We start from the raw sequence: 13121 nt of genomic DNA, 5'->3' as shown, positions 1-13121 counted from the left end.
TTTATTGTCTATATTTTTTTAATTTCGTTTTTTTAAGATTATATTTTTGTAATTATTATTTTCAATTAATTTTAATTTGAACCATTGTATCATGTCACAAAATTGCATTTGGCCAAAGTCCAAAATTTTTGTCCTACTCCTATTACTTCCACTGATTTCAATTGCCCAAAAACCAACCCAACCAAACATTGTCTTGGTCATGGCCGATGATTTGGGCTATGGAGATTTGGAGTCTTATGGACATCCATTGAACCAGACAGAGAATTTAAGCCAGATGGCAGATGAGGGAATACGGTTTACGTCATTTTATTCCTCCGCTTCAACTTGCACACCGGCAAGGGCTTCACTGTTAACCGGTCGTTACCCTTTACGGGTTGGCTTACCAAGGGTAATCTACCCTGAATCGGAAAAAGGTCTGCCCGATAGTGAGGTGACCATCGCCGAGGTGTTGAAAGAAGTGGGATATACAACAAAATGTGTTGGAAAGTGGCACTTAGGTCAAACAAAAAAAGAGTTTTTTCCAACATCACAAGGATTTGATGAGTACTATGGCCTGATAACCAGCAATGATATGATGGCCCCATGGGTCCAGACCGAAGTTCCCTTACAATTATATAGGGATGAAAATGCCCTTGACAAAAAATGGGAACAAAGCGACCTAACCAAGGACTATACCATGGAAGCGGTAGATTTCATAAACAAAAGCTCAAAGAAAAATGCACCATTTTTCCTCTATCTACCATATAATATGCCGCATGTACCTATAGAGGCTTCTGCCGATTTCAGGGGCAAGTCCAAATCTGGAAGGTATGGGGATGTTTTGAAAGAAATTGATTGGAGCATGGGACAAATTGCCAGTGCCTTGAAGAAAAATGGTGTTGAAGAAAATACAATTGTTCTGTTTTTGAGTGATAACGGACCTTGGAATTTTATGTCCAGCAGAATGTTTTCGGAGGACATTGTAAAACCATGGGATGCTGGAACAACTGGTTTGTTGAGAGGTGGTAAAATTAACAGTTACGAAGGCGGTTTTAGGGTACCTTTTATCGTTAAATGGCCTGCAAAAATCAAACCTGGAACCGTAAGTTCAGAAATGGTTACCATTATGGATGTACTGCCAACTTTAGCCAAAGCAGCAGGTGCAAAACCCCCAACGGACAGAGTCATAGACGGTACGGATATTTCTCCTTTATTCACTGGCAACCAAGAGTTTGATGGGCAAAGAGATTTCTACTATTTTGAAAAGGAACGCTTGGAGGCCGTGCGCTCCGGCCCATGGAAATTGCGAATTGCTCCTTTTCAAGGACCTGACCGGCCCATGAACTACTATCTGAAACCGGAATTGTACAACTTGAACGTAGACCCATCAGAACGGATAAACCAAGCCAAAGACCATCCAGAAATTGTGGCTGAACTCAAGGAGAAGATGCGCAACTTTTCTATTGACGGAGCGCTCTATTGGTTTTATTGAATCCGTAGAGAACAATAACCCTAGATTGACCTACAAATTTCAGTCATTAAAATCATCGCAACATGTTCCTACCTCTTAATTTAACTCAACACCAACTCTGCATGATATGCAAAAGACCACTAAAATTAGTGTTTGTGGTCTTAATTGCCATATTCGGGACCAATGTTTGGTCACAAGAAACCGACAAACCAAATATTATCATTATTCTGGCCGATGATTTGGGATGGGGTGACGTTGGCTACCATGGGAGTGAAATAAGAACTCCGAATATCGACAAGCTTGCTCAGGAAGGCATTGAACTGGACCGCTATTATGTGGCCCCAATATGTTCCCCTACCAGAGCCGGTTTGCTTACGGGGCAATATCCGGATAGGTTTGGTTTGCGAAAGGTTGTGGTAAGGCCTTGGTTTGATTTTGGATTGGATAGCTCACAGAAGATTTTACCTGAAATGCTGGCCGAGGCAGGTTATGAACACCGCGCGATCATAGGAAAATGGCATTTAGGACATTCCAAGCCAGAGTATCACCCCTTGCGAAGAGGGTTCACCCATTTTTATGGACATTTTAATGGTGCAATTGATTATTTCAGCCATAAAAGAGAGGGTGAACCGGATTGGCACCGGGATTATGAGGTTTCCCATGACAAAGGTTACACCACCGATTTAATCACCGAAGAAGCCGTTAAAAGCCTTAAACAGTATGCCAAGTACGACAACCCTTTTTTCCTATATGTCGCCTATAATGCACCACACACTCCCTTCCAAGCCCAAAAGAAGTATTTAAAAATGTATGGAGCTAAAGATAATATCCTTAAAGATGTAAAAAACCGAAAGGAAAAGGCACGAAAAATCTTCTCAGCTATGGTCACCAATATGGATGACGGCATTGGGGAAATTTTGAAAACCCTTGATGAACTGGGGATTTCAGAAAACACTTTGGTTTTGTTTCATAGTGATAATGGAGGTCTGATCGATGGGGAATGGGGTGCAGCATCCAATGGTTCACTTCGGGGTGAGAAGCTTCAGGAATGGGAAGGTGGTGTAAGGGTTCCCGCTATTGTAAAATGGCCAATAGGTTTTAAAGGGGAGAGAAAAATAAATCAGCTCATGGGATATGTTGATATTGTTCCCACCCTACGTAGCATTGTTGGGTTGCCGCCCTTCAGCAAGGACGAAACAGATGGTCTCAATCTTTACCCATTTCTAAGTGGCAAAGACAAACCAATAAACGACAGAAACATCTATCTGGGCAGGGGAGCCATTGTAAATCAGGATTGGAAGCTTATCAGTACTGGGGAACAGACACCACACACGCTGCCACGCATGGAACTAAAAGAGGATGTACTGTTCCAAATTTCACAAGACCCCAACGAAAAGAACAATATCCTTAAAGAAAATCAACAGACCTATCAGTATCTACTGGATATTGTTACCGAAATGGATCAAATTGAACCCATTGCGTTGCCACCACATGATAAAAAACCAGAAGGTTTTAAGCCACCCAAAAATTGGAAAATTCAAGGGCTTTCAGAAAAGTAATCCATCATAATTTTCCCAAAGCTTGTTGGATATCTTTTATGAGATACTCCGCATCCTCCAAACCGGTATAAAAGCGAATCATTCGGTGTTCCCTATTCTGCCGATCAAACTCATTGGATTCCATTGAGGCACATTTAGGGAATACCAAACTCTCATGACCTCCCCAACTTACCGCAATGAGAAAGTGCTTCAATGACTCACAAAATTTGACAATTTGATCTCTTGAATCGGTCTTAAGTATGACCGTGAACAATCCACAAGCCCCTTTCATTTGTTTTTTGGCCAATTCATATTGGGAAAAACTCGGGTCCATGGGAAAAATCACTTCTTCCACAAGGCTATGGCCCTTTAAAAAATCAATGACTGTACGGGTGGTCTTACTGATACGTTCCAAACGAACCGGCAGGGTTCTCAATCCCCGTAGCAATAGCCATGCATTGAAAGGACTCGTGGCATTTCCCATATTGAGAAGCTCGCTTTCAAAAATTCTTTTTATCATCGCCTGCTTCCCGCTCAATACCCCGCCCAACACATCACTATGACCTCCTATGTATTTGGTCGCGGATTGAAGCACCAAATCGATTCCATGCAGAATTGGCTTTTGGTACAATGGTGTACAGTAACTATTATCGCAAATGGTGATGATATTGTTACGCTTGGCCAACTCGGCCACACCGGATAAGTCCTGAAGGGTAAATTCCCATGAATTGGGCGATTCCAGATAGATAACTTTTGTATTCGGTTTGATGGCCTCTTCAAATTGATTCAGATCAGAACCATGAACATAAGTGGTGCTGACATTAAATCGCTGAAGAATGACATCGAACATCTTTTGGGCCCAAGTATAGGGCTTTTCTACTGAAATAATGTGGTCTCCGCTGGCTACATTGGCAAGAATTGCTGCAAATATGGCCGAGGCACCACTATTAAAAACCAGACAATCCTCTGCCTTGTCAAGGGCCGCCAATTTCTTCCTGAGGATATCACTGGTCGGGTTTAGCCCGCGGCTATATAAATGTGCCGAATACTCTTCACCTAAAGCCTGTTTTAAGTCTTCTACCTTAGTAAAGGCAAAATTACTGGTCTGTACAATGGGAGGTGCAACGGCACCAAAGTAGTCCTCCCTATTTTCAGCCAATTCATTGAATATAAATGAGTCGTCCATCTTTTTTCTTTTATCCCAATATAATACTTGAAGCTTACTTAGCTTTTCGGAGCTTTTTCAGTATGAAATATAAAATAAAAAACACCGCAAATACTATAGAGCTTACAATAGCTGCCTTTGGATTTGTAAAGGCGATGCTTGTACCTGCCAAAACATAACTTGCTATGAAGAACAAGGGCACCCAAGGGTACAATCGTATACTATAAATGTCTTTCTTGTCCAAATGGGCCGTTTGCTTCCGTAATTTAAAAATAGCAGCTGCAGAAAAGACCATACCTATACTATCCAGAAAGATAATATAGTTTAGAATGGTGTCAAATGTTTTAGCAAAGACCAAGGTTAAAATGCATAACGCCGTAAACGTAGTCAATGAGATGACCATCACATTTGAACGTGGATTGGTCCTTTTAAAAATTGCCGGGAGTATTTCTTCATCGCTCATGGCGTACATGACCCGAGGGTTGCTCATCAACATAACATTCACATAGGCCAGAACGGAAAGAAACAATAAAATTGAAAAGATTAAGAACCCTTTTTCTCCGAACAGCGCCCCGGCCAAGATAGCCGCAACTGAATCGGCCTCTTTGAGCCCTTCGTAACCAATGACTTTATAGTAAGTATAGTTAATCCCCAAATAGAGAATAAGGATAAAGGCAATACCAATAAAAATACCTTTTGGGAGGGTTTTTGGCGCATCTTTTACCTCACCCCCAAAATTAATGACTTGCTGGTATCCGCCATAGGTGAAACTCACAGCCACAAGACATATACCGAGTGCTTTTAAAAAGGAGATAGGGTCACCACTCCCTACACTTTCCATGGGCGTGCCAATACTTGGGTGACCTGTGGTAAATACCGCTCCTATCAGCAAAACCACCATTCCAATTTTGATGAACGTCAACACGTTCAATGTTTTGGCACTGGCCTTTAACCCCAACAAGTTGATGCTATAAAACAAAATAATGATGCTCGTTGCCAATATCAGGTTAATAAATTTTGAATCAGCACTTTCTGGGAACACTGCATAAGACAAGTATTCCGATCCAATGAGTGCAACACCGGCAAGGGAAGAAGCATTACCCACAAGTATGATACAATTGATGGCAAAAGCGATTGACGGGTGATAGCAGTGCGAAAAGATTTTATAATACCCTCCAGTAACCGGATAACGGGACCCGATTTCGGCATAAGTAAGGGCACCACAGAATGCGGCCACTCCCCCTATGGCCCAAATCCAAAAAAACATTTCAATGGAGGTGGATTCCCTCGCCACGTTGACCGGGGTTCGGAAGATTCCCATTCCTATAACGAGGCTAACAACAATCATGCTTACCTCAAGAAGGTTAAGTTTTGAAGATTTCATATTGGACAATCCTTTATTCGCGTGTTTGTATTGAGTTTTTTATCAACCGTAAGGCATTTTCCATCTCCTTTACCACTTCTGGTTGCTCTTTATATAAATTTTTCGATTGAGGTAAGTCTTCAGATAGATTATAGAGTTGCGCTGGTGGGGCATCTTCTATAATTTTGCCGTTTTCAATATCACTGTTCTCCTGTCCAACAAATTGGAGTGCCTTAGGACCACCAAAAGCACTTTTACCTTCTTCCCTTGGTCCAAAACCACCACCGCCTTGACCGCTTATATATGTCCAATCTCCTTTTCGGAGGGAAACATTTTCCAATTTGGATGAATTTATCAGCAGATGACCCCTGATAGCAGTTTTAGGCTCACCAACAATGGCCTGTAGCATATTAAAGCTATCTGGTGCTTGACCTTGCTTAAGTTTATAGTTTACAAGAGCAGCCATAGTGGCCAATAAATCCACATTTCCCATCAATTGGGTTGATATTGTTCCCGGGGTTATTTTTTGGGGCCATCTAACTATGAAAGGAACACGATGGCCACCTTCCCATGACTCAAATTTGAATCCTAACAAATCCCCATTTATTTTGTGTCCATCTTTGTAAGCTTCCTGACCTCCAAGGTTTAGCATCCCACCATTGTCACTGGTAAAAACCAATATGGTCTTTTCGGTCAATCCATTATTTTCAAGTTCTTGCATTATCTCCCCCACTATCCAGTCCAACTCGTGCATATAATCACCATAACGACCAGCCTTACTGGTTCCAATAAACCTTGGCGCGGGTGTAAATGGATGATGTATATTGGTAGGTGCAAAGTATAGAAAGAATGGTTTGGCCTTATTCCCTGCAATATAATCCAGCACCTTATTCTTCAAGGTGGTGCCCACCATCCTATCATCATATAGTTGATGTGCTTCTCTTGCTCCCCCAATATCATGGTATTTCCATTTCTCAGGAAACCAACGGGTTTCTGCCGTTTTGCTATATTCAAAGGGGTCGTTACTGTCATACCCAACCACATCATGATTCTCAACGTACACAAATGGGGGATGGCTGTTCAGTACGGGAATACCAAAATAATAGTCAAATCCAACTTCTAGCGGCCCTGGTTTAAGCTTCTTGTTCCAATCAACAGGGTACTCCTTACCAAACCCCAAGTGCCACTTACCAATTATTGCAGTGCTATAGCCCGCTTTCTTCATGACATCTGCGATTGTTGTCAGAGAAGTGTCAATCACTAAGGAGTCCCTCAAGAACAATGGTCTGGTAAATTGATTACGAAATGGATATTCTCCGGTAATTAAGGCATATCGGGAAGGCGAGCAGACCGCGGAAACTGAATGGAAATCAGTAAATTTTCGTCCCTCATAAGCTAAACGGTCAATGTTCGGTGTTTGGATATTTTTAGCTCCATAACAGCCCACATCCCCATATCCCACATCATCTGCACTTATAATAATGACATTGGGTTGATTCATATCTTGTGAAAAAACCATGGTATGGTTCAACATAACAATAAGGATCAGAACCCCCATCATTTGACTCAACCTATTTCGCAGGCTCTTCGGAAATAAAGTTTTTTGAATAATCATAATCCTTGCCGTTCTTCCACGTCATCATTGGCATTATAGGAATCAGGCTCTGGATTCGGCGGGGTACGCAGCACCTTTACAAACAAGTAAATAGTAACTCCAGCAACCGTGCCCACGGTCACCACCATTAAAATCAAAGCAGATACATTCATGACTGATTGTTTTTTATTCTTCTTTTGTAAGCGATATATACCAATAGGGCAAAACTTATAAATACGGACAACAGCAACAATCTGGAAGCATTTACATAGAACAATTGATCTTCTAAAAACGCAATAGTATCCGGGTCCGTGGCATTGGCCAGTTTATCCTTTATTTTGGAATTCATCAATGTTTTAATGATAGAGCTGTCATCCAGCGTCCAATCTCCCTGAAAGGCCGCTTCCCAATTGCCGTCCTTTGGTGTTACCAGAGAACCTATAAAAACCCACAATAGCAAAACAGGGGTTACAAATTTGATGATGTATTTATAGATGTTGGGGACTTTAATTTCTGCATTGGCCGTAATTTCCTGCCACCCTCTGGTGATGCCAAAGCCCCATGCAAACAATATGGATTCCAACAGTGCAAAAACCACCAAGGATACCGTTCCTGCCCAATAATCATATTCATCAAAAACGCCATATTTGAAGAAGAAAATAGTCGGTAGGGCTAAAAGCAAAATAATCAATCCAAAGGACCATGCCGCTGGTTTATGTTTCCAATTGAACTCATCCTTGAGAAATCCAATCCATGGGGTTCCCATGGCCAATGATGATGTGATTCCCGCAAAAAACAACAGACTGAAGAAAAGGAAGGATGAAATCGCTCCAAAAATATCACCCCATTGCATGAATAAATAGGGAAGTGTTTTGAACCCTAAGCTAAGCGCTCCCAGGTTCACCATTTCCTTTAAACCATCCAAGCCCAAATAGGCCACTCCAATGGGAATCAAAATAAAACTACCAATTACCACTTCCACAAACTCATTCATCCAACCTGACGACATGGCGCTCAAAGCGATATCGTCCTTGGCCTTAACATAGGATGCATAACAATGCACCGTTCCCATACCAATTGATAGGGTAAAGAACACCTGTCCTGCTGCGGCAAGCCAAACTGAAGGGGACCAAATACTGCTGAAATCCGGGGTCCAAAGAAAATTGAGTCCGTCAACACTATCGTATATGGCTCCATTATCACCTGCGCTTATGGTTGACCCCTTAATGGCCAAGAAAATTCCAAAGACTATGAGCAAGGGCACCCCTATCTTGGCCACCTTTTCAACACCTTTTTCCAAACCTTTGGAAAGGATATACGTATTCAAAAACAGGCAAACCAGAAAAAATAGAACAGGTTCCCATGGAATTCCAAAGGTTGAGGTACCCAAATTGATATAGTTATCAAAAAATGAGGCGACCCCGTTTTGGTCCAACCCTTCAAAACTGCCCGAAATGGAGTGGAACATATACGAAAGCGTCCAAGACTCCATATAACAGTAGTAAGCTGCAATGGCAATATTTGTCCAGATACCAAAAACCCCTATATATTTCCATAGTCGGTTTTTGTGCATGGTATCCATGATAAAAGGAGTGGAATGGTGTCCAAACTTTCCACCAAACCTTCCCATACTCCATTCCACCCATAAAAGTGGTATTCCAATAACCAAAAAACAGACCAAATATGGTATGATAAATGCCCCACCTCCATTTTGTACCGCCTGTACGGGGAATCGAAGGAAGTTTGACATTCCCACAGCATTTCCTGCCATTGCCAAAATAAGGCCTACCCGGGTCCCCCATCCATCTTTTCGCACCCCCATACTATCTGCAATCGGTTTTACCCATTGAAGGCGAAAGTGCCCTTACCCTAACGGCTTTGAAAGTTTGAAAAACGTCCTCCTTTCCAAAATCATGAATCCCAATTGGGTTAAACAGAACAAAAAAGGTGTTTTCTAAAATTTGTTGAATCCCAATATACGAACCTAATAAACAACGTAAAGGAAAAAAGGAATTGGTGGTTTTCATAAAAGGTTGGTTTTGGTTATTGGTTACTGAACTTTGTAGCGGTTGTACCTCTTCAATAGTTCAATGAGCTTATCATGGGGAAGGCCATAGATGATATTATCATTAATGCCCTCCATAGTTTTTCCTGCAACTATTGCGTTGATTATGGCCTCTTCCGTTGCTTGCGCAGTTGCCTTGAACAAAGGGCTCATCCAATCATTGGGAATGGTATTGATTATTTTGCCCTCTGAACGGTTTGCTGCATCCTCATTGGCCGTTGAAAAGGCAATAAAAATGTCTCCTGACCCATTGCCTCCATAACCACCTACTCTACCAATTCCAACGGGCACGCGTCTTGCCAAGCGTTTAAGCTGATGGGGCATCAAAGGTGCATCTGTGGCCACTACAACTATAATTGAACCAGTATCGCCTAGAGGTTGACTTCCCAGTCTTATTTTATTATTTGGAACATCTATCTCTTGTCCTACAGGGACCCCAGCTACAGTAAGATCCCTTCTGACACCATAATTCGCTTGGACAAGAACCCCCACTGTATATTTTTTACCGTCAACTCCTACAATTCGTGAAGAAGTTCCGGTACCGCCTTTAAAACCGTGACAAACCATGCCGGTACCTCCGCCAACTCCCCCTTCTTTAATAGATCCGCCGGAGGCGTTTTGCAATGCTTGAAATGCATGTTCCTTCTTTACATGAAATCCATTGATATCATTAAGAAGGCCATCGTAGGTCTCAGCTACCACGGGGAGCGCCCAAAAAACATCCGTTGTTCCGTTCAATGGCTTGAAAAATTTATTTTGGTATTGCCATTCAATAACAGCATCCCTCACAATACCGACACTATGAGTATTGGTTATCATGATGGGACCCTCAAGAAAACCAGATTCTTCCACCCAGGTCGTACCTGTCATTTCCCCATTACCATTAAAAGAGTACCAGCCTGCAAATACAGGATCATATTTTTTACCTCTTGGCAGAATAGCAGTAACCCCTGTACGAATAGGACCCTCACCTGTTTTTAAAGTACCTTTGCCCTCTATAATTGTAGTCAAACCTACCTCAACTCCAGAAACATCCGTAACCGCATTTAATTTTCCGGGCTCCCCTTCAAAAGGTATTCCCAGATTCCGGGCTCGTACATCCTCCTGTGCACAAGTAAATTGAACCAAAAACAGAAATACAAGTCGTGGAATCCAATTCTTAATCAATGTCATATTAATTTAATGTTTATTAAGATTAATCTACTGCTCTATCTGCAATCTTTAATGCCTCAGAGATGATATTCAAGCCCTCATCGATTTCTTTCTTAGTTATGCAAAGGGGAGGTGCTATAAAAATGTAACCCCACCTCACAAAGGTATACATGCCCAATTCCTTTATTTTTGACGCAACTTCGCTCATCACCTTCATTTCCTCCGGCTTGGCATTGAAGGGTGCCATTGACACCTTGCTGCTCCTGTTTTTCACAAGTTCCAGAGCACCCAGTAATCCAGTATTTCGGAAATCTCCGATGGAAGGGTGCTTCCCTTTCAAAACCTCTATTTGTGTTTCAAGGTAGTGGCCCATAGCCCGCGCATTTTCAATCAGGTTTTCGTCTTCATATATCTTGATGACTTCCAATGCCGCGGCACAAGATGTGGCATGTGCGGAATAGGTAAGACCCAAAGCCAACATTTCATCGTCAAATTTTGCAGCAATTTTATCGCTTACCATCAAACATCCCAATGGGAGATATCCACTGGTAAGGCCTTTGGCCATGGCCATTAGATCGGGTGCCACATTATGATTGTCCACACCAAACCATTGGCCGGTGCGGCCAAAACCACTCATTACCTCGTCGGCTATGAGCAATATTCCGTGCCGGTCACAGATTTCCCTTAATTTTTTCCAATATCCTGGAGGCAGTTTCAAACAACCTGAAGACCCTGACTCTCCTTCGATGAGAATGGCAGCAATGTTATCCGGTCCCTCGTAGGCTACAATCCGCTCCAACTGTTCTTCACATTCCTTCACCCAATTTTCACCGGAAGACCTGTATTGGTATGGAATTTCAAAATGGACAAAATTAGCACCCTGATGTATATCCACCTTATGTCTTCGTGGATCTCCTCCTGCACTCATAGCGCCCATTGTTGCCCCATGGTATGAGCGATATCGGGTCAATACTTTATGTCGACCCGTATATAATCTTGCCAATTTAATGGCATTCTCAATTGCGGTGGCTCCACAGACCGTAAAGAATGCTTTGTTCAGGTCCCCTGGGCATATTTCCGCCAACTTTTTCCCCAATTGACCCCGAACTTCCGTTGCACAAGCAGGGGTAACATAGCTTACCTTTTCCATCTGGGCCACTACAGCGCGTGTTACTCTGGGATGTCCATGCCCAATGTTCACATTCATAAGGCCAGAGGAAAAATCTATGACTTTTCGCCCGTCACACGTATGAAGATATACACCTTTGGCACTTTCTATGCACAAGGGAGCGATTCCTTTTTGTTTTGACCATGAGAACAGGGTATGGTTAAGATTGTCCTCTATGATTGTGTCGATATCTGCCTGTAAAATTGACATAATTTTAATGTATTAGTATGAATTAACTCATCCAATTGACCCCGTGCTCGGCATTCCACTTAACGGTCACCTTTTTTAACTGCGTCCAGAACTCTATGGAACTTTTTCCGGTAATGTCAAGTGCACCAAACTTGGATTCATTCCATCCTCCAAATGAGAAGGGTTCCCTAGGCACAGGTACCCCTATATTGACTCCCACCATTCCAGCGGAGGCCCTCTCTATTACCTGACGGGCAGCCCCCCCACTCTGTGTGAACACTGCCGCGGCATTACCATAGGGATTTGCATTTTCAATGGCCATGGCCTCAGTAACATCATTGGTGCGCAAAATGGATAAAACGGGACCAAAAACCTCCTCTTTGGCAATTGCCATATCCGGGGTAACATTATCAATCACCGTAGCTCCTACGTAATATCCGCCCTCCGAACCTTTTACTTTAGCATTCCTACCATCCACAAGTATTTTGGCTCCTTGTTTCTCAGCTTCGGTGATGTAACCCTCAATCCTATCTTTGGCTTCCTGACTAATAACCGCTCCCAGATTTTCCCCTGGAATCAATTTTTTGGCTGCTTCGCAAATTTTATCTATAATAGGATTTGTCTCGCCAACTGCCAGCATTGCCGCCGCTGCCATGCAACGTTGTCCGGCACAGCCTGTAACTGATGCAATGACATTGTTCGCAGTCATTTCTATTTGGGCATCTGGAAGTACGACCAAATGATTTTTAGCCCCACCAAGTGCCAAGGCTCGTTTAAGATTTGAAGTAGCCCTTTTGTATACCAATTTGGCTACTTTTGTTGAACCCACAAAGGAAACTGCTTTGATTCCTGGGTGGTCGCAAATGGCCTCAACAATTTCCTTGCCCCCATTGACAATGTTAAATACACCATCTGGCAGACCTGCTTCCTTCAATAATTCTGCAATTCTTACCATACTCAAGGGAACTTTTTCCGAGGGCTTGATCACCATAGTATTTCCCAACATCAAAGCATTGGGCATGGTCCAGTGGGGAACCATACTGGGGAAATTGAACGGTACAATACTGGCAACGACCCCCAATGGGTTCCTTTCCATTTTACACTCTACCCCACGGCTTACTTCCAAGACCTCATCGCCAACCAATTGTGGAATTGAACATGCAAATTCGGTTAGCTCAATACTTTTCTCGATTTCCGCTTTGGCTTCACTGTAGGTCTTTCCATTCTCTTCCCTGACCAACTTGGCCAGTTCATCTAGATTTTCCAAAAGTAAAGAATGGTACTTATAGAAAATTTGTGACCTTTCCTTTACGGTTGTTCTTTTCCAACTTGGAAACGCATTTTCCGCACTTTTTACTGCTTCATCCAACGTATCCCTTGTTGACATTGGAACGAAAGTCAATAACTTACCATCCAAAGGCGACCTGACTTCTAATA

General features: G+C 42.5%; 10 protein-coding genes. 2 read left to right on the top strand and 8 right to left on the bottom strand.

Annotated features, from left to right (window positions below; genetic code table 11):
• The first annotated feature begins 91 nt into the window (after positions 1-91).
• A complete protein-coding gene (locus A7D14_RS16965; protein ID WP_083158143.1) occupies positions 92-1471 on the top strand; it encodes a sulfatase in 1380 nt (459 codons plus the stop codon).
• Between the two features lie 101 nt (positions 1472-1572).
• Positions 1573-3009 carry an arylsulfatase B gene (locus tag A7D14_RS16960; protein WP_067037288.1) on the top strand — a complete coding sequence of 479 codons (1437 nt, stop codon included), beginning with the start codon at positions 1573-1575 and terminating at the stop codon, positions 3007-3009.
• Positions 3010-3013: 4 nt separating this feature from the next.
• On the opposite strand, the gene A7D14_RS16955 is transcribed toward A7D14_RS16960, so the two are convergent.
• The 8 genes from A7D14_RS16955 to A7D14_RS16920 all read right to left on the bottom strand — a co-directional run.
• Entirely contained in the window at positions 3014-4174 is a 1161-nt protein-coding gene (locus A7D14_RS16955) for a trans-sulfuration enzyme family protein (RefSeq protein ID WP_067037285.1), read from the bottom strand.
• A gap of 34 nt (positions 4175-4208) precedes the next feature.
• Positions 4209-5537: an APC family permease gene (locus A7D14_RS16950; RefSeq protein ID WP_067037283.1), complete on the bottom strand. Its 1329-nt coding sequence runs from the start codon at positions 5535-5537 to the stop codon at positions 4209-4211.
• Between the two features lie 13 nt (positions 5538-5550).
• On the bottom strand, positions 5551-7035 hold the full coding sequence (locus tag A7D14_RS16945; RefSeq protein ID WP_218058548.1) for a sulfatase family protein: 1485 nt from the start codon (positions 7033-7035) through the stop codon (positions 5551-5553).
• 92 nt (positions 7036-7127) lie between these two features.
• Positions 7128-7283: a hypothetical protein gene (locus tag A7D14_RS20135; protein WP_176712443.1), complete on the bottom strand. Its 156-nt coding sequence runs from the start codon at positions 7281-7283 to the stop codon at positions 7128-7130.
• Complete coding sequence (locus A7D14_RS16940) at positions 7280-8932, bottom strand: sodium-dependent transporter (RefSeq protein ID WP_067037280.1); 1653 nt, start codon at positions 8930-8932, stop codon at positions 7280-7282. Before A7D14_RS16940 ends, A7D14_RS20135 begins: the two co-directional genes overlap by 4 nt.
• A gap of 228 nt (positions 8933-9160) precedes the next feature.
• The gene (locus A7D14_RS16930) at positions 9161-10348 is read right to left on the bottom strand and encodes a P1 family peptidase (protein WP_067037276.1); all 1188 of its coding nucleotides are present in this window, start codon (positions 10346-10348) and stop codon (positions 9161-9163) included.
• Between the two features lie 22 nt (positions 10349-10370).
• Positions 10371-11705: an aminotransferase class III-fold pyridoxal phosphate-dependent enzyme gene (locus A7D14_RS16925; protein ID WP_067037275.1), complete on the bottom strand. Its 1335-nt coding sequence runs from the start codon at positions 11703-11705 to the stop codon at positions 10371-10373.
• 22 nt (positions 11706-11727) lie between these two features.
• Positions 11728-13121, bottom strand: a 1394-nt coding sequence (locus tag A7D14_RS16920; protein WP_067037273.1) for a CoA-acylating methylmalonate-semialdehyde dehydrogenase, incomplete at its 5' end; no start/stop codon positions are given.

The organism is Allomuricauda sp. CP2A, from assembly GCF_001683915.1.
In the GTDB taxonomy this organism is placed as follows: domain Bacteria; phylum Bacteroidota; class Bacteroidia; order Flavobacteriales; family Flavobacteriaceae; genus Flagellimonas.
This window is presented reverse-complemented; position numbering and strand designations above follow the sequence as displayed.